Source organism: Microcoleus sp. PH2017_12_PCY_D_A (assembly GCF_020738565.1).
Classification (GTDB): Bacteria; Cyanobacteriota; Cyanobacteriia; order Cyanobacteriales; family Microcoleaceae; genus Microcoleus.
In genome coordinates, this window is the sequence record NZ_JAEQCI010000095.1 from 20,275 (window position 1) to 38,728 (window position 18,454).

19 protein-coding genes and 1 pseudogene are annotated in these 18,454 nt (G+C 44.9%); 5 read left to right on the top strand and 15 right to left on the bottom strand.

All coding sequences use genetic code 11. The features are described from left to right. Nucleotides 1-532 precede the first annotated feature (532 nt). Nucleotides 533-1,414, top strand: coding sequence for a CRISPR-associated endoribonuclease Cas6 (cas6, locus tag JGK39_RS24500; RefSeq protein WP_293248834.1), 882 nt, complete (start codon nt 533-535; stop codon nt 1,412-1,414). Here the strand turns inward: cas6 and JGK39_RS24505 are convergent, their stop codons facing one another. The 4 genes from JGK39_RS24505 to JGK39_RS24520 form a co-directional block, all read right to left on the bottom strand. Beyond that, entirely contained in the window at nt 1,415-1,741 is a 327-nt protein-coding gene (locus JGK39_RS24505) for an antibiotic biosynthesis monooxygenase (RefSeq protein ID WP_293248837.1), read from the bottom strand. Between the two features lie 221 nt (nt 1,742-1,962). After that, nucleotides 1,963-2,694 carry a DevA family ABC transporter ATP-binding protein gene (locus tag JGK39_RS24510; RefSeq protein ID WP_293248840.1) on the bottom strand — a complete coding sequence of 244 codons (732 nt, stop codon included), beginning with the start codon at nt 2,692-2,694 and terminating at the stop codon, nt 1,963-1,965. A gap of 240 nt (nt 2,695-2,934) precedes the next feature. After that, nucleotides 2,935-4,101, bottom strand: a complete 1,167-nt coding sequence (devC, locus tag JGK39_RS24515) for an ABC transporter permease DevC (RefSeq protein ID WP_293248843.1) — start codon at nt 4,099-4,101, stop codon at nt 2,935-2,937. Nucleotides 4,102-4,138: 37 nt separating this feature from the next. Continuing rightward, complete coding sequence (locus tag JGK39_RS24520; RefSeq protein ID WP_293305012.1) at nt 4,139-5,473, bottom strand: HlyD family efflux transporter periplasmic adaptor subunit; 1,335 nt, start codon at nt 5,471-5,473, stop codon at nt 4,139-4,141. 169 nt (nt 5,474-5,642) lie between these two features. Between JGK39_RS24520 and JGK39_RS24525 the strand changes: the two genes are divergently transcribed. The 3 genes from JGK39_RS24525 (at nt 5,643) to JGK39_RS24535 (ending at nt 7,551) form a co-directional block, all read left to right on the top strand. Continuing rightward, nucleotides 5,643-6,116 carry a MarR family transcriptional regulator gene (locus JGK39_RS24525; RefSeq protein WP_293248849.1) on the top strand — a complete coding sequence of 158 codons (474 nt, stop codon included), beginning with the start codon at nt 5,643-5,645 and terminating at the stop codon, nt 6,114-6,116. A gap of 571 nt (nt 6,117-6,687) precedes the next feature. After that, a complete protein-coding gene (locus JGK39_RS24530; protein WP_293248852.1) occupies nt 6,688-7,158 on the top strand; it encodes a response regulator in 471 nt (156 codons plus the stop codon). Nucleotides 7,159-7,257: 99 nt separating this feature from the next. Beyond that, nucleotides 7,258-7,551, top strand: a complete 294-nt coding sequence (locus tag JGK39_RS24535; RefSeq protein ID WP_293248855.1) for a DUF2103 domain-containing protein — start codon at nt 7,258-7,260, stop codon at nt 7,549-7,551. Here JGK39_RS24535 and JGK39_RS24540 read toward each other — a convergent pair. The 9 genes from JGK39_RS24540 to JGK39_RS33740 form a co-directional block, all read right to left on the bottom strand. Further along, nucleotides 7,540-8,166 carry a HEAT repeat domain-containing protein gene (locus JGK39_RS24540; RefSeq protein WP_293248858.1) on the bottom strand — a complete coding sequence of 209 codons (627 nt, stop codon included), beginning with the start codon at nt 8,164-8,166 and terminating at the stop codon, nt 7,540-7,542. The genes JGK39_RS24535 and JGK39_RS24540 overlap by 12 nt on opposite strands. Nucleotides 8,167-8,340: 174 nt before the next feature. Next, the gene (locus JGK39_RS24545; RefSeq protein ID WP_293248861.1) at nt 8,341-10,218 is read right to left on the bottom strand and encodes a hypothetical protein; all 1,878 of its coding nucleotides are present in this window, start codon (nt 10,216-10,218) and stop codon (nt 8,341-8,343) included. Between the two features lie 382 nt (nt 10,219-10,600). After that, a complete protein-coding gene (locus JGK39_RS24550; RefSeq protein WP_293248864.1) occupies nt 10,601-11,434 on the bottom strand; it encodes a HEAT repeat domain-containing protein in 834 nt (277 codons plus the stop codon). Nucleotides 11,435-11,845: 411 nt separating this feature from the next. After that, a complete protein-coding gene (locus JGK39_RS24555) occupies nt 11,846-12,715 on the bottom strand; it encodes a phycobilisome linker polypeptide (RefSeq protein ID WP_293248867.1) in 870 nt (289 codons plus the stop codon). Between the two features lie 173 nt (nt 12,716-12,888). Then, a complete protein-coding gene (locus JGK39_RS24560) occupies nt 12,889-13,074 on the bottom strand; it encodes a phycobilisome linker polypeptide (protein WP_293248870.1) in 186 nt (61 codons plus the stop codon). 151 nt (nt 13,075-13,225) lie between these two features. Continuing rightward, nucleotides 13,226-13,306 carry a hypothetical protein gene (locus JGK39_RS33735; protein ID WP_366049003.1) on the bottom strand — a complete coding sequence of 27 codons (81 nt, stop codon included), beginning with the start codon at nt 13,304-13,306 and terminating at the stop codon, nt 13,226-13,228. Between the two features lie 134 nt (nt 13,307-13,440). Continuing rightward, entirely contained in the window at nt 13,441-13,929 is a 489-nt protein-coding gene (cpcA, locus tag JGK39_RS24565) for a phycocyanin subunit alpha (RefSeq protein ID WP_293184148.1), read from the bottom strand. A gap of 107 nt (nt 13,930-14,036) precedes the next feature. Then, a complete protein-coding gene (locus JGK39_RS24570; RefSeq protein ID WP_293248873.1) occupies nt 14,037-14,555 on the bottom strand; it encodes a phycocyanin subunit beta in 519 nt (172 codons plus the stop codon). 942 nt (nt 14,556-15,497) lie between these two features. Then, nucleotides 15,498-15,653, bottom strand: coding sequence for a hypothetical protein (locus JGK39_RS33740; RefSeq protein ID WP_366049000.1), 156 nt, complete (start codon nt 15,651-15,653; stop codon nt 15,498-15,500). 217 nt (nt 15,654-15,870) lie between these two features. On the opposite strand from JGK39_RS33740, the gene JGK39_RS24580 reads away from it, so the two are divergent. Beyond that, entirely contained in the window at nt 15,871-16,959 is a 1,089-nt protein-coding gene (locus JGK39_RS24580) for a transposase (protein WP_293248875.1), read from the top strand. Between the two features lie 161 nt (nt 16,960-17,120). On the opposite strand, the pseudogene JGK39_RS24585 reads toward JGK39_RS24580, so the two are convergent. Then, nucleotides 17,121-17,324, bottom strand: a pseudogene (locus JGK39_RS24585) (zinc ribbon domain-containing protein); the annotation flags it as partial. A 104-nt stretch (nt 17,325-17,428) separates the two neighbouring features. Then, on the bottom strand, nt 17,429-18,337 hold the full coding sequence (locus tag JGK39_RS24590; protein WP_293248878.1) for a group II intron maturase-specific domain-containing protein: 909 nt from the start codon (nt 18,335-18,337) through the stop codon (nt 17,429-17,431). Between the last annotated feature and the right edge of the window lie 117 nt (nt 18,338-18,454).

The window sequence follows — 18,454 nt, forward strand, 5'->3', positions numbered from 1 at the left end:
CATCTGCTTAGATCGACCCCAAATATCAGGCAGGTAGACACAGATGAGCGCAGATAATTTCAGGGTATTTTGGAGATAATGCAATTTCTGTCTATTCAAAATGGTTGACTAGGGTTTGAAGTCGATTATAATCTCACATCTTGTACCATTCTGAATAACAGACAAGATGCCTGTTCCACAAAGAATGGATTTCTTGTGGAATGGGCTTCTAGCCCGTTCCTAAAAAGCTAATTGGGAATGGTGCAAGACCTCAGTTATAAGGGAGCATCTCAGTTTTGCATTTACAGTGATGCCCCGCTCAAAAAAGGAACGCACGTGCGGACTTCAGTCCGTTCTTTAAAAAATGATTCTTGCAAAAATCCTACTTGACCAATGTATTCTGCTACAGAAGTTACTGCGAGCGGCGGATATTGAATCTTCGCAATATTTTCTAGCTTGCCCTTACCATAAACCATCGTGAATAGATACAAATCTTAAATTTAAAATCTAAAATCCTAACTTATTTTTTTGAAAAAAGCTATATAATTAAAAGATGCCTCACAGCCTGATTTTAAACCTACTGCCAGTTGCACCAATCCCATCCCAATTTTTAACGGGACGGCATCTCCACGCCTTATTTCTCAACCTTGTGAGTGCTGTAGACAGCGATTTGAGCGCGTACCTGCACGACCAATCAAACGAAAAAGCTTTCACATTAAGCCCTTTCCAAGTAAGCAGAAAAGAGACTTACAAAACTAGCAACCCACAGCCACAAAAGAGAGTTTTGCCTCCGGCTGCGCGCACAATTTCCCAGGCCCTACAGTGGGAACACAAGCAAGCAATTGGGGAAAATACAGCGATTTGGTGGCGAATTTCTCTGCTGGATGACGGTTTGTTCGATCGCCTAACTCAACTGTGGCAGAAACTCAACTTCGAGCGCCCGTGGCATCTGGGCCCGACAGATTTGTACGTGACTAACATTGTCAGCCAACCCACTGCAAACCAGCCGTGGGTAAACTTTTCCAGTTACGCCGAATTGTTTGACAAAGCTTCGGAAACTGAGCGCCAAATTGCGTTTACCTTCTGCACTCCTACTAATTTTCGGCAAGGCGTGTACGATAGTGCGATGCCAAGTAGAGAAAGTGTGTTTGGCAGTTTGGCAAATCGTTGGAACAAGTATAGCGAAATTGCGATCGAACCTACTTTCACAGAAGCTATTTTTCCCAGTTTCTTCGATATCCGCACCGAAGTTTGTACGGATTCTCGCAGTAAATTTATTGGTTGCGTCGGCGAGGTTAGTTACCGAATTATGGGAGATGTCAATCCGCTTGCTGTCAAGCAAATTAATGCTTTAGCAGATTTTGCGCTTTACAGCGGAGTCGGGCGCAAGACGCCGATGGGCATGGGAATGACGCGCCGATTGCCGAATTTTTAATCATCCATTTTTCGGCTTGATTTCACTGACAATTTCATAAACATCAGCGTCAGGAATTTTAGAAAACAAAGGCGTCATCTGCTTCAATATTTGCTGGTAAACTTCGCTTTGATTGGCGGCCATCTCTTCTACGCTTTCCCAAAAAATGATGGCAATACCTTTGTCTGTATTCGGCAATTGTAGCAGGTATGCTCCCTTAAAACCTGTAGCGTAAGTTGCAACGGCTTTTTCAAAAAGTTCTTTTGCTTCTTTGAATTTTCCTGATTTAAATTCGCCAATTGCAACATAGGCAAACTGATGTCTGAGAAAGTCTAAAAATTCTGACATATCCTTATTCCTCAAAAAATCGCGATACACCAAGTTATATTTCAATAAAGTTCATTTAACACTGTTGCTCCCCCGGATATCCCCTAAATACCGTTGGTAGTAGGGGACTTTGAGCAAGTTCTTGTCCCACCCTTTTTAAGAGGGGTTAGGGGCGATTGGCCTTAACTGAACGGTATTAAGCTGTATTCTACCCGATCGCCCGAAAATTGTGAATAGTAACGTTACAAAGCATTATCTTTGGTCAGACGACCATCTTCCATCAGAACAATGCGATCGGCAATATCTAAAATCCGGTTATCGTGCGTTACTAACAAAATTGTGCAACCCTGTTGCTTAGCCAGCTTTTGCATCATTTCTACCACATCTCGACCCGACTTTTTATCAAGTGCAGCAGTTGGTTCATCAGCTAAAATAATCTTGGGACGACTTACCAAAGCCCTGGCAATGGCTACGCGCTGTTTTTGTCCTCCAGAAAGATTGTCCGCATAGTAATCAATTCGATGTCCCAGCCCAACTTCTTCAAGAATATTAGCAGACATTCGATCGATATCTTCTCCCAGGCGATCTTCGTGCAATTCCAGAGACATTCGGACGTTCTGCTTCGCAGTTAAAAAAGTCAGCAAGTTATGTGCCTGAAAAATATAACCTATCTGCCTCCGCAAATACATCATTTGCTGCTTGCTTGCACCGCAAATTTCCTGTTCCAGAATTTTCAGGCTACCAGATTGTGCCGATCGCAAACCTCCCATCAACGTTAGTAAAGTTGTTTTTCCCGAACCAGAAGGCCCGGTCATAATCACAATTTCACCTGGATTGATATCGAGATTAATTTCAAACAAAACCTGTTTCCGAAGTTCTCCATCGCCGAAGTAGTGATTTAGGTTGCAAGCAGAAATTACAGGTTGATTTGATATGGCTATATTGACAGAATTTGACGAACTTAACTTTTGCATATTTACGACAAATCTCAGGAAAGATACATTGATTTACAAGTCATTTTGTAGCTGGCAATTCAGGTTTAAGTAAGCGGAAAAATTAACTTTTACATACAAATACTTTGGGAGCATCTCAGTGCAAGCATTTACAGTGCTGCCCGCTCAAAAAAAGGGTTCGTAGTGCGGACTTCAGTCCGCTCTTTAAAAATGCTTCTTGCAAAACTGAGATGCTCCCAATACTTTGATGGTGGCAATATTTCAAAAAATATCAGCCGGATCGGCTCCCTGCAATTTGCTCATAGCAACAGTACCAGAAACGGTACACATGACAATAGTTAAAGCCAGCACTAAAATAGCTCGATTCAAAGTCATACCAATCGGCAATAGGGTAGCAATTCCAGCAATCACATACAATCCCGATGAAAGAATAAACCCCGGTATAAAACCCAAAAATGCTAGAATCAAAGATTCTTGAATCAAGATACCAACTAAGTAAGAATCGCTGTATCCCATCGCTTTTAGCGTAGCGTATTCGGGCAAATGATCGGATACGTCGGAATAGAGAATCTGATAAACAATCACAATCCCGACAATAAAACCAATCACTGTTCCAAATCCAAAAATAAAGCCAGTTGGGGTACTGCTAGACCAATATTTCTTTTCGCGATCGCCAAATTCAGTGCGTGTCAGCACCAAAACATCGGCTGGCAAATGGTTTCGCAGTGCTGCTTGCAGTTGCTTGAGGTTCACCCCCGGCTGTAATTCGATTAAACCGACATCTATTCGATCGGATCTGCGATCGGGAAATAGACGTAAAAAGGTAGAATCACTGACAAACATAGTACCGCTGGCCCCAAAGGATACTCCAAGATTAAATAATCCTGTAACCCATAGCTGTCTGTCATTAACTTGTACGGAGAGCGGATTGGATTGCTTGAAAAGACTGGTAATATCTCCAAATTCAGCGCGGCTAGCTCGGTCAAAAAGCACTCGATCTAAAGGTTTAATTCGATCGGTTTGCTGATTCACTTCTGGCAAGTTAAATGCCGATCTTGCTGGATCTAATCCAATAGTTAAAACTATACGCTCCTGTTTTTTTTGTTCGGGATTTTGCCATTGAGAACTGCCCATGTATACGTGGTTAATTGATTTGACTGCCTCAAATCCTGCTGCTTGATATAGCCGTTCTTTGGGAAAAGATTTTAGTGCTACTACGGTTTCAGATATGGGGTTAATCAGGAATAAATCGCCGTGCAATAAGTTTTGAATGCTGGCGGCAGATTCGTAGAGTGTATCATTGAGTCCGAGTTGAACAAACATCAAGACATCAGCAAAAGCAATTCCTGCCAAGGCTACAGCAAGTCGCTGTTTTTCTCGTTTGACCTGAAGCCATGCGAGGGGTGTTCTGCGAAATAGTTTCAGCATTTTTGTTAAAGTTGATGAGTTGACATTCATGGCAAAGCTAAAAATTAATGGCTACCTGAACTTGCAAATTAGTCAAATTTGCCACTCGTTTACTACCTTCAGCATTCAGGGTAATTCTGACTTCTACTACTCGACGGTCTAAATTCTCTCCAGGTGTATTGCTGCTAATTTCTTGCTGAGTAACTTGCAGCCCTATTTGTCGAACTATTCCAGATATTTCACCACTGAATGATTGACTGGTAATAATAACTTTTTGACCCGTGCGAATTTTGCTGATATCAGTTTGATAGACTTCTGCAACTACTTGCATTCGATCGGTTTGGCCCAAATCGGCGATACCTTTTGAGCCAACAACTTCTCCCGGTTTGGCGTAAATTTCGAGAATGCGACCTGCTGCGGGAGTGCGGATGTAGGCTTTTGTTAAGGAAGTTTCAGCGCGTTTGAGAGAGGCGCGAGCGTTGCTAACTTCTGCTGCTGCTGCTTGTACGTCGGTGAAGCGAACTTCTGCTGTTTGTGAAAGCGTTGCTTTGGCTTCGTTAATTTGTTCTGCCAAAGTTGCAATTGTTTTGTCTCGGTTGGCTTTGGCTTCGTTAATTTGTTGTTCTAAAGTTGCGATCGCCCTCGATCGATTTGCTTGACTTTCCAAAAATTGTTGAACCGAAGTTTCCGCACTCAGGCGTTTGCGATCGACTTCCTGACTAGAAACAGCGCCTTCTCGGTACAGCGATTCGTAGCGCTGCAACTCCGATCGAGCATTTTGTCTTTCGGCCCCCACTCGATCGACTGTTGCCTTCAAAGCTTGTTTTTGCCCTTGTAATTCGGCTCGCAAGCGAGAAACCGCCGCTTGCTGAGCCGTACTTTCCCCTTGCAATTGAGACGTCAAACGAGCAATTTCGGCTCGCTGAGCGCTAATTTGTCCTGCAAGTTCTGCTTGCAAGCGAGAAACCGTTGCCCGCCGCGCTGCGATTTCGCCCGGTTTCGCTCCTGCTTTAACTTGAGCTAGCTTTGCGCGAGCGATATTAACTTGTTCTTTGGCTTGTTGCACTTCATCTTCGAGCCGATCGCGCGAGTCCATAACAGCGATCGCCCGATCTGCCTCAACCCGATCGCCCCGCTGCACCAGCAGTTGAGATATGCGATCGTTGCTCATCACCGCCGGTACCGACACGCGAATTACTTCGCCCACCGGTTCCAAACGCCCCAAAGTCACAACTTGCTTCGGGATCGGAAGCGTCGGTGCTAATTCAGAGGGTTTACTCGTCGGCCCAAACTGCTGGATTGCATAGAAAGCCCCTCCGCCTGTAATCGCAATCGCGGCTAAGATTGGGGCGATCGTCGATCGACTTGACTTTGATAGTAAGTTAAGGTTCATGTGGATTCTAGTTGCGAGAAATCCTCAGGCGGCAACTGCGCGCCAAATGCAGCCACAACAGGATCTCAACGCATCTCAATATGTTGATATTCAATATGTTATATCAATATATTGATATATGCAAGCGCAATCACAAACTTTGTGCAAAAAAAGTCAGAATGTAAGATAAATGCCCGTCACAGCTTGCCTCAAGCACGAAGTCGAAGTGAATCAATCCTCCCATCAGTCCACAATCATCAATTTTCTGCAAAGCTACTGGGCAGTTAACGCTGCTTTCGAGACAAGGCTCTCGGCCTACGGGCTGAGCGGGCCGCAGTGGGACACGCTGCGAATTTTGCGGGAACATCCGGGGGCAAACGGTGCGGACATCGCCCGCTTTGCCCGCGTGAGTCCCCAAGCGGTAGCAACCATGTTGCAACGTTTGGAACAAGGAGGGCTAATTTTTCGCCGCGCACCTTCGCGGGGTCGATCGGTCGAAAGCTACATTACCCCGAGTGGTGAAGCATTGCTGCGCGAGGGCGATCGTATTGCCAATGAGATTGAAGCACAAATCTTGTCCGACTTTAGCAGCGAAGAACAAGAGCAATTCAACGATTATCTTCGGCGCTGCACGGCTAACGCGAACCCCGATCGAGCCGATTAAGCTGTTGTGCATCTAGATTGTGTATGGTAATTCAGAGTCCGATAAGTACAGGATTTGACGATTGTTGTTCGGTTCTCAAAATATACAATTTAAATGCACGATAACTTACTGCAAAATCCGGGTTAAAAACCCCTCTATTGTTGAATAGAGAGAGGAGAGAAATCAGCGTTCAGTAGTCGGAGCATCTCAGTTTTGTATTTTTTTACAAAACTGAGATACTCGATGTTCGCGGGGTAGTAAACCAGGATTGGGTAAAAAAAAATTGAATCAGCCGCGCGGCTTAACAATTTTTATAGAACCTAGATGTAGTGTAACAAATGATACTAATTACGGTTTTAGTATCGTCTTGATTCTTTAGTCTCCCTCTGATGGGAGGAGACTTTGACTCTCTAACGGTTTCAATGGCAGAGTTTTACCGGAGATTTTTAACACTTGCGATACCAGCGGAGACGAGAGAGCACTTAACCCATAAAAAACGGTTTTTTGCAATAACCCTATTGAATTTATTAACAGCCATCTGGGAAAATTATCACATAGAAATACAAACAAAATAAACAGCCAGACCAAACAAATGCCAAAAATATTAGTAATTGAAGACAATAACTTAATCCGAGAAACCGTTTTAGAAATTCTGAACTTGGGCGATTTTGAAGCTGTCGGCGCCGAAAACGGAAAACTTGGTGTCGAGTTAGCGATCGCCCAAATTCCCGATCTAATCTTGTCTGATGTCATGATGCCCCAAGTCAACGGCTTTGAAGTTTTCGCGATTTTGCGATCGCACCCTGCCACCGCCAGGATTCCGTTTATTTTCATGACAGCCTCGGAAATGGAAACAGCCCTGGAACTCAAAGCAGACGGCTATCTCAAGAAACCTTGCAGTGTCAGAGAAATCCTCCGGGCGATCGCAACTCAACTAGAAAAACCGACACTTACCAACCCAAAATATCAAAAAGTACAAGAGAATTCCGCGCGCTCAAATCTCAGCTTGCGCGCGAGAAATCAAAAATCTCGCTTTGAGATTGCATCGCTTTGCTCCCAATGACGCCCGCAGTAACCTTACTGATACATAAATTGAGGGAATGTCAAATTGGTTCCAGCCGGAGGTGACTTAGACTGGGTATGTTGATTTGGTAAAAAAGTCATGAACCCACAACCCAAAGGCCGCCTAGTTTGGAATCACTCTACTCACCTTCCAGGTTTGATACCAATTTTAGAGCGCCTGACTCTCAGAATGGGCATTCAAACCGTTACCCCAGGCGTCATTAACAAAGTTAAAGGACACATCCCCCACATGACATTAAGAGTGTCAGTACCCATTCGCGGGGGATTTAAAATCATTGCCCGACAGGGTAAAACCGTACAAGAAGTCTTTATATTAACCACTCTCACACAAAGGGACTTGGAAGAGACGATCGCCCAAACCCTAGCCAAGTGAAAATTTTTCCTTAGCAAGCAAAGCCCGGGCTCTAACTGCCAAAGTTTCGTCGCTTTCGGCTATTTCCTCAAGTTTTGCCGAAACTTCCGCTAACCAATCCGGTTTAACAGCCGCAGCACCAGCCAAAGCTTGCAAACCTCCCGCCGCTGCGTAGCGAACCACCCATTCCGGATCTCGGGACGCTTGCAGCAGCGTTTTCACAGTGCGAAGTTGAGCATCTGCAATTTGTTGTGCCGGCATAAGTTCCCAGGAAATCGTCCCCAAACCCCTAGCCGCCGCCCGCCGCACGCTCAAAGCAAAGTCATTCGCCGCCGCATCCAGCAAAATCTCTAAACCTCTGGGATCGCCAATTCCCGCCAAAGCCCGAACAGCCCAAGCTCTCGCTCCGTAATTGTAGCCGTCAAGCTGTTCTAGCAGCGGCAGCACCGCAGGTTCTCCGAGTTGAATCAGCCCGTCAACGGCGGCCACGGCGGCACCTGGGTTGTTGTAGCCGAGCACTGTAATTAAGGTAGGAATTGCTTCTTTTGAGTCAGCCGCCGCCAGTGCTTTGACTGCGTTTAACAAGCCTTCGGAAGAATCTGCTTGTTCGACGGCGCGAATTAGTTCTAATGCCATTTATTTATACAATTTACCGTGACTATTGTAATTGTAGGTTGGCTCGATCGCGCGATCGAACTTTTTGCAGGATGGGTAAGGCGCGGCGATGGACTTAAAAAGCTTACCATACTCGAAATAGGACAATCTTGGTTAAAGAGTCGAATCCGCCAAAAACTCGACTCCATACCTGCGCTAGGAATTCTTGCGCTGTGCATCCTCACCGCCCTGGCGCTTCCTATAAGCCTTAGCCCAAGCATAGCGCTGCGGATCTTTTTTCAGCAGATATTCCACAACTTCCCGACGCTTCTCATCCTTAGCATTTTTGACAACCCGCTTCATTTCCGCATCCTGATCTCTGGGTGAAGCACCGCGTTTAATTGCCTCGTTAAACCAACGTTCGCCCTCTAAAAATTCACCCCGCTCAAAACAAATAGCTCCCATCAAAGTGTAAGGATGATGACTCTGAGGCTGATACTCAATAGCTTTTAGCGCGCACTTTTCAGCATCATCTAGTTTATGAATATCTCGAAAAGCACCGCCCCTAGTTGTTAGCAAAGCTGACTTGAGCTTATTTTCTTTAATTTTGTCGAAGTCCAGATTTTCTGTCACCTTCAATGCACTTTTCGGTTCATCTGCCTTGCGCCAATGACTGCTGGCATTAGGCAAGTTCCATTTATTGCCAGTATTCTTGTACTCCTGTTCATAGAAAAGTGCTTCGATTTTGTGGTAAGCTGTAAAAATCTTGCCAGAGAACAGTCTCTGCCCTTGATATCGGCGTTCTTCCTGCCACCCATAATAGCTATAGCTGGGTTGAGATGCTTCAATTTTATTCTCCTCAAGCCAACCAACATCTGTTGGTTCCAGTCGCTCTCCTTTATCCAGCTTTTGCAGAATTGCGTACAATCGACTAGAAGGTGTCTTATCTTTATAGTCCGAGACCTCATACTTAGACTTCAGAGCAGCAAATCTAGTTTTCTCGGCAAAAGTAATTACATCTTCACGTCCATTCTTTTGTAACCAATCAATATCAGCCTCACTCAACGGCTCTCCCGATTGAATTTTGGACTTGAGAGTAGCAGCAAATTTGTCAAGCGCAAGAGTTATTGTCTCAGTTAGTTTACGTTTTTTGAGAAAATTAATATCCTGCTCACCTAGATGATTGTCTGCATCAATTTTCTTGAGAACTTTATACAGATGGCTAGAACGTGATACATCCTCCGATTGATTAGCTTTATACTTAACTTTCAGTTCAGCAAAGTGTCGTGTCTGTTCAATCTCCAAAACAATGCTAAGCGTTTCGCTCAGTTGATGCTCTTCCAGCCAGTTAAGTTCTGACTCGCTCAACTGTAGATCCCACTTCAGCTTTTTCAGGATTTGATAGAGCGGATTAGAGACAGATGTTTCTGGGTATTCACTAGCTTTGTACTTATCCTTGAGTTGGGCAAACTCAGCTTCCCGTACAGCTTTTTGTTGCCAAAAAATTTCTAGAGTATCAACCAGTTGGTTGTTGAACAGCCAGTTAGCCTCTACATCACTTAATATTTGTCGTGCATCCAGTTGCTTGAGAATCTGATACAAGGGGCTATCAAGCGAACAATTTGGATATTCAGTTGCTTGGTACTTAGCCTTTAGTGCAGCAAATCGCGCCATATCTTCAACGATAGCAACTGTTTCAGTAAGCCCGTGTACTTGTTGGAGATATTTAACTTCTAAGTTAGTTAGCTGATTTTCTGATTCAAGTTTCCAAAGGATAGGATACAAAGCACTGGACATGGGTACCCCTCTGGTTACTTTGAACTTAGACTTGAGTTGAGAAAATTTAGCATCTAGTTTTTTGGGTTCTTCCTTCTTACGTTGTGGCTCTTGCTCGATAGCTTTTCTTGTTTCCAAAAGCTCATGCTCTTGTAACCAATTCCACTCAAATTTAGTAATTTCAAATTCTAAATCAGCTTTTCGCAGAATGAGATACAGAAGACTAGAAGGAGATGAATCTTCATATTTTGTTGCTTGATACTTGAACTTAAGCGCTGCAAAATGTTGTACCTGGACTTCAAAAGGATCTTTGCTCATGGTGAATCCCCCGATTTATACTTCTAGCTGCTACACAACCATCTCCCAGCATTCCGCGATCGCCCGAAGTCAAAACCAATTTTTTTTAACTGAAGACTTATGCAGATTGTAATATTATTTTAACACGAGCTATTTCAACAACAACAGCTATAAACCTCAGTATTTTTACTGAAATTTATAAAAATTCGTACCTAAAGCCTCGTTTCTTATTCCATCAAATCATCAGCCATCGGTTCACCCGAATAAAAGGGAGTGAATAGTAGTTCTCAACTGCCTGAAATACAGATAGGGGGTAGGGACACAGCACTGCTGCGTCCTAAATATACGCCTGACAATTGAGAATCGCTAGAGCAATCCTATTTCAATTAAAAACTAATTTTTTTTAAAGTAAACTATCCATTAAATTCATAACTTGGATAGCTTCATCGGACAAAGATAGTGATGCTTGTCGATCGAGGTGATGCTCCAAAACTCCTTTTAGCGCAATTAATTTCATGCTATTTTCTGCTAAAGTTTCAGCAATAGCGGGCGCTGCGGGTAAATAGCCGATCGCCCCCAAGTCCATCAAAGCCGATCGCCTCAACTGCAAATTATCCCCATTCAAAGCTGTCACCAACCGATCTCCGTAAGTGCGATCGCCAGTCAACTGATACATCGCTCGCGCCGCAGCGTACTGCACCCGCTCCACAGAATGCTCTAAAAAAGGTGAAATTAGCGGTATAGCTTGTGTCGCTTGCAGCGTACCCAAAGCTTCAATTACCGAGTCGTAAGGCTGCACGAGGTGCGATTTTCCCGGAACTCGCACGGCCCCAGCTACACTCCCATCTAAGAGTTGCATCAGCGGTGGAATGGAATCGCGATCGCCCAGCATTTCTAGAGCTTGAGCTGCCGCTTCCCGCACGTAATAATCCGCGCATTCCAAACAGCGAATCAGGGCCGGCAACGCTTGTTTGTCGCCCAATTTACCCAGTGCCCGCGCCGCATTTCGCAGTAGGGAATAGTCGCCTATTTTTGTTTGTTCTGATTCTTCTTGCAAGGCGGCAATTAAAGCTGCGATCGCTGCCGGTTCCTTGACTCGAAATCGACCCACCCACCAAGCAGCATAATACCGCAGACTGTAGTCTTGGGAGTGCAAATTTGCGATCGCCTGTTCTATTGTTAAAGACTCGCCCTCAGCTACACCCGCTGGTGGTGAGTCAGATTCGTCATAATTCATAGTTATTAGTTATTAGGAAAACTCGGCGATTGAAATCGCTTCTATACAAACAAAACCCGCCTGCGCGGGTTGGGGAAACTCGGCGATTGAAATCGCTGCTATACAGACAAAACCCGCCTGCGCGGGTTGGGAAACTCGGCGATTGAAATCGCTGCTATACAGACGAAACCCGCCTGGGCGGGTTGGGAAACTCGGCGATTGAAATCGCTTCTATACAGACGAAACCCGCCTGCGCGGGTTAAATTCATTCTTACTCTTCGTCCGCCTCCGCGGACATTGTTTGACAAGAAGCGATTTCAATCGCCCTTTCAACTATTAGACCTTAGCCAAGGGCTATTAATCTCTAGCAATTTCACTAACGACTAATGACCGATGACTAACAACTAATAACTAATGACTGAGGACTAAGGACTAAATTGGAGTAATGCTGGCGATTTTCCCGCCCAGGCGTTGAAATTTCTGCATTTGCGAGGACAAATCGTCAGCAGGTACGATAAACGCCTTGCTGCTGTGGCGCACGCGGGGATAGCCACCCGTGCGAATGCCCGACACTTCAACGCGGAAAAGCCGCCCTTCTTTACCGTAAGCTGCCGCGCCGCCGAAACCGCTGCTGGGAGTTACGTTTTGTGTCGAAGACCGATATGCCCAACCTTCGTTACCGCCAGAAGGCCCAACTACAGCCGTAGCGCTGTTAGTGCCGAGTTCGACAGCTAAGCGGGAGTTATTGCCTTCGAGTTGAGATGTATCGCTGTTTGCATAGCCGCGATACAGCCGGAACATCCGGGTAAAACCAACGGTTTTTTGACCTGTCTGCGTGTTAAAGCCGCGGTAGTAAGGGACGATATTTTCGCCGAAGTTTTCTTGATACTCTACTGAATCGATGTAAGAATCTATATCAGCGTCGTACCCTCGATTTTGGTACAAATCTAAGTGATGAATTACTTCAGATTCGTCGTAGGGAGCGCGACCGAGCAAGTGTTTGTAGTTTAGTTCGATCGTCCGTGTTTGGAAGCTGCTGTATAAAAACTTGGTTTTGTACAGTTCCGATTTTGCCACGGCACGCACAAATTCTCGCACTGTTAAGCTGCCATCTCTGAGCAAAGATTCAGCACTTTTCAGGCGCTCGGATTTCATCAAATAGTCGTTGCCCAACAACTGACGGTAAACAGCGCGAATCACACTTTCAACGTCGTCTTTGGTGTAGTTCGGGCGCAATTCTACCTGCGGCACATCGCTCAATGCGGATGTTCCCAGTCTGGACGCTGCTGTCGTAATAGCCACCAGATTTTCTCCTAAATTAATAACAAAAATTTAAAGCTTGGTTGAACTTGAGATTTTTAGGATTAGGGCCAAGATGTGTCAAATTAGGGTGCACGGAAGCGCAGCTTGTCTGTACACATCAATTATTAGTCCTAATTTGTTAAAGACGTTTCAAAAAAACGTCTTTACAAACTTTAAGCTGTGGTAATACTTACCACTTTGCCGCCACGTTTGTTGATTTGCTGCAAGCGGCTCGAAAGTCGATCGTAAGGCACGAGATATTCGGTAGTCGTACACCGCGCTTGGGGCGAAAACTTAGCCGAATTTTGCATTGCGGTGACTCGGTAGAGTTGGCTGCGATCGCAAAACCGCCATAGCAAGCAACTACACTTTCGCCAAAATTCTTTTGATAATCTACTGAGTCAAGGTAAGAATTGATTTCAGCTTCGTAGCCTTCTGCACTGTACAAATCAACGTAGAAAGCAATTTCCGACTCGTCGTAAGGATAACGGCCCGCATAAATGCTTGTAATTAAGCTCGATTAACCGCGTTTGCGAGTTCGGGTAAAAAAAACTTTTTCCGATAATTTTCGGACTGAGCAATTGCCCGCACAAAATCTTTAACTGAAATCTGCCCTTGCAAAAAAGTATTTGGAAAACTCGGCTACGATCGCAGATGCCCGGAATCGTAAACAACAGTTAACACTCAAGCTAACAGCAGCTTACATTTCCGGGCATCACGCAAATCTAGCTTAGAGCGTTGACTGCGTAGTCGAGGTAGGAATTGGCTTCAGTTGCAGCATCGCCACTCAAACCGTGGTTGGCTTTGATGTACTTGAGAGCTTCAACATACCAGCTAGGAGACAATTCAAATGTCCGGTTGATTTCGTCAATACCTGCAATCAGGTACTCGTCCATCGGACCTGTGCCGCCTGCAACTAAGCAGTAGGTTACCATCCGCAGGTAGTAGCCGATGTCGCGGGAGCACTTAGCTTTACCGGTTGAGGTAGAAGCGTAGTTTGGCCCTTGCATTTGTTGGGTGTACGGGAACTTGTTGTACACAGCTTGAGCTGCACCGTCGATCAAGCGCGCAGAGTTGGCGCTCAAAGACTTGGCTGCTTCCAAACCTGCTGCTGCTTGGCGGAAACGACCGAAGGCTACTTGCAATTCGGTGCTGCTCAGGAAGCGGCCTTGAGAATCGGCGGCGGTTACTGCTTCAGTCAAAGGGGTTTTCATTGTTCTGCTGTCTCCCTAATGTTGTTTTGTTTGTACCAAAATGATTGCTTGTAAATAATGCGATCGCTCGCTTCTTTACAGGAAGAAATGTTCGCGCTTGGCTATTTTTAGCCTACTGCATTAGCTGCGCGGTCGAAGTAGCTGCCGATTTCAGACATCAGCGAGCTGCAATCACCACGGGTAACGCCGTTGGGGTCGTTAGCGATCGCGATCGCTGCTTCTTTCATTTTTTGCACGCCGGTCGCAACGGATGCACCTGGAGTTCCCAGAGCTTGGTAGGTTTCGCGCAGACCGTTCAAGCAACGATCGTCTAGAACACTGGCGTCGCCTGCGAAGGTTGCGTAGGTGACGTAGCGCAAAATGATTTCCATGTCGCGCAAGCAAGCGGCCATGCGGCGGCTGGTGTATGCGTTGCCACCAGGGGCGATCAACTGAGGCTGTTCAGCAAACAAAGAGCGAGCTGCGTTAGCGACGATTGTGGATGCGTTACCGGTGATGCGGTTTACTGCGTCAATCCGCTTGTTGGCGTCAGAAACCATGCTGCTGAGAGCATCTAGTTGGCCAGCAGCCAAAAATTCGCCGCGAGCGTCTGCTTGGGAAACCACTTTTGTAAATGCGTCAAACATGAACGAACTCTCCTACTTTCTTTGAGTTAATTGAGTTTGGTTGCGGTATAAAACCGTTAAGTTAAATTTGTTCAGGCCCGTAAGCCTGCCAGGGTTGAAGGTTGACGCCAGCTATGCGCTAGCTGGTCGGCTCGTTCTCTCCCTTTCCGCTACCTGCACTATTATGACATTGTAACGGACGTTTAAGAAACCTTAGAAAATTTTACATCTTTTATGAGATGCGACAAACCTTGTTAATCAGTGTTTTTGTTAACTTTCGCCTGTCGTTTCAACCCTCTGATAACCTTTATACAATGCTCGCGAGTGTTTGTTTATTACAATTTATTACAGAACTTATCTCTCTGAGAAGGTAAATTGAGGTGGGGCGAGTGCTGGCAAATCTCCTCTCTGGGATAGATGCCACATTGCAGCGGTAAACTGCCGATCGAGAGATTGTCTGTGATGTTCGAGGGCCCTATGGCGATAAAATCAGAGAAAATTCGAGCAAAAAAGCAGACAGGGAAAGGATTTGATGATTTTTGACCCGGAATTGAAATATAGGATGTAAATGCAGTAAAAATTAATTCTAGAGTTTGCTTCCATCGCCCTTGTCGTTACCAGAAAGAATTGGTTGAAAGCCCCAAGTCTTTGAGGGAGAAATTAAAATCAGACTATTCATTACTCCAATCCTCGGACTTATAGGTAGAGGTCGCTCTCAAACTGTCAACTGTCAAGCGGTCAACTGTTGAACGTGTCCCGCCCCAAATTGTCCCGCAGACCGATCGCCTCTATTGCCTTGGACTGGGCAAAGCCGAATAATTAAGAAAAGTTAACAAAATTTAAGTTTTGCTAAAACAAGCCAGGGGGAATAGGGAAAAAGCAAAAATTATGCCTGATGCAGGATGTTGGCAGAATTTGGTGTTGTTGACACTCCCCTGCCGTGCATGCGAAGGGATTCTTTGTTCATAGACTCAACTTGCTTGCGACTGGATTTCTGAGCGTCAAAGTAGAGGTCGAATCTCCCAAAGCGTTCGGGTTTAAGACCCAAGTTCCGGTATGCCCTACCGTACTCAAGGCTGATTTCAGAATATTAATCGCTGCGTTCCAATCCCTATCCATAACAAATCCACATTCACCGAAAAACGAGCGGGAAGCCCCTGGCTTTAGACATGGGGAGGAACTTGGAATGCGGTTTCAACCGCCTTCAATATTTTTTTGTATAGGTTGTTTTGCAGGCCTATTTAAATTTTTAATCAAGAATACCATGCTAATATAAACCAAGGAGGAAAACAGAATGTATTGATGCCAGCAAAATCTAATTAGTCCAGACAAAGACTTGAAAGCAGTCTTAGAATTCTTGTGCAGTGAAGCCTCAAAATTAATTAATTGTGGAACTTACTATGCCCGACAACTATTCTTCAAGACTGGAAGAATACCGAGTAGAACCAAGCTGCATAAAGTTTTAGGAACGGAAAATCAAAACATCCACTACAAAGTTTTCTATTCAGATACCGCACAGCAGATATTAACTAGCGTTGCTGAGTCTTTCAAGTCCTATTTGGGTTTACTCAATGGACTCAAAGAAGGAATCGTGACGCAACATCCCAGACTGCCTGGATACAGACAAGGCGGATTAGCGCTGGTGACATTTACAGGTAGATCGGTCAAATTAAAAGATGGAATGTTGCGATTTCCTTTAGGGAAGCAAGTTAAAGCTTGGTTTGGCATAGATGCGTTCTATCTACCCCTGCCATCTAACTTAGACTATTCTGCTATTCGAGAGTACAGGATTTTACCCAGGAACGGATGTTTTTATCTGGAGTTGGTTTACCAAAAACCAACTGTTCAATCCGATGTGAACGTTGATTCTGTATTGATGATAGACCACGGGATGGACAACTGGATAACTTGTGTCAGCAATATTGGAACTTCATTCATTGTAGACGGAAGGCATCTCAAGTCCATCAATCAAGGCTACAACAAACGAGTGGCAACCTTGATGTCTGGGAAAGACAATGGATTCTGGTCGAAAAGACTGGAACGGCTGACCGAAAACAGAAATAGAACAATGCGGGATGCGGTTAACAAAGCCCCTCGTAAAGTTATCAATCATTGTGTATCATCCAAAATTGGTACAGTTGTATTTGGATGGAACAAGAATCAGAAAGATTCGATAAATCTGGGCGCAAAGACCAATCAAAAATTTGTTCAGATTCCCACGGGTCGGTTAAAAGATAGAATTGCTCAACTGTGCAAGCAGTACGGTATCAAATTTATTGAAACCGAAGAATCCTATACCTCGAAAACTTCTTTTTTAGATGCTGACGAACTGCCTAAATTCGGTGCGAAACCCGAAGGGTGGAAAGCTTCTGGAACAAGAATCAAGCGTGGATTATATCGGACTGCGAAGGGGTGGCTAATTTAATGCAGATTGTAATGGTTGTGCAAATATTGGTCGCAAAGTAGCAACAATACTTGGACTCGATCGAGCGTGGAGTTGGTAGAGGTGACTTGTCAGCACCTGTAAGACTTAAGTTATGGTCTTATGAATCCCCGTCCCTTTAGGGCTGGGGAGTTGTCAAAAGCGTGGGTTCTTACGGATAGGGATTTTTTTACGATTGCACCGCAATTTGAACATTTTTGTGAAGTATAAGCAGGATTGACGGCAATCGTCACCCGACCAAATTTCACACCAAAATACTCCAACCACTTTCTGAATTGATACCAACCTGCGTCATTAATTGATTTAGCGAGACAGTGATTCTTCACTAGGTTTTTAATCCTCAAATCTGCCTTCGGCACGGCGAAGCGCCTACGTAAGCGACCAAATCGGGTAGGGTCGAGGAGAAATATTACTACTTCTCCCCTCCCATCCGCAACCGTGCTTGCGACTTTCACCGCACACGGCTACTCAATGTGCTTTCTTTTGTCATTACAGAACTTCCACTGCCATCATTAGCAGTCTTTTCGTCGTGACAGTGCCGATGCAACAGTTGTAGGTTTTTCCACTCATCCTTACCGCCTAGCGCTCTAGGGATTTTGTGGTCTACTTCCATCACATCCCATTCTTGGAAGCGTAGTTCGCACCAAGGACATTTACCCTTTTGTTGCTTAAGCAACTTAGCCTTTCGACTGGGCATTTCAGGGTGTATCCCCAGTCTTGAACTCCAGTAAACTGTGTCACCGTCGAAAGGGCTTTTATCGCCTTTGACTTTCACATAGCTGGTGCTACTGCTGCTAAATTCGCTATGTGAAAATAACCGAAGGGGGTTCGCTTTCCCTTCTTTGGTTGCGAATACCCAGTTTTTGCCATCTGTTGAAAGCCAGTATTTGATGTGACCATCATTAATGTTTCCACAGCGGCGTTTTGCCCATCTACGGAGTTTCAGGTAGGTGAGGTAATCTTGTTTAGATAGTTCTCCGACTGTTTGAGCGTCAGAATTGGAGTAATAAGAAGTCCATCCCCTTATGACAGGGTTGAGGTCTTTAATTAATTTCGCTTGTGGCGATGACCTATGTTTTCTGATGAGTTTTCCAATTTCCTCTTGGTGTACCTTACTCGCCTCCTTTGATGGGGTGATGAGAGTTCTGAATCCCAATATCCTACCCTGTGCGTTTTTGGCGCTTTGGTATTTACCGACTCGGTATTGTTGGATGTGATGACCAAGAAAGTCGAAACCAGCTTTACCATCCTCACTCAACTCTGTATAAAGCGTGTGAGTTAGTCTCGTCTTTTCAGGTTTCAGTTGCAGACCTATGCCAGCTAACCATTCCGATATAATTTCTCGGCATCTTTGTATCACGGTTAATTCTTCGTGTAAAAGTCGGGTAAAGAGATTACATCGCTGTAACCCCCTCCCCTCAAAACCGGACTTGTACCTTTCAGCACATCCGGCTTAAGCAAATTACTAGCTTCCACA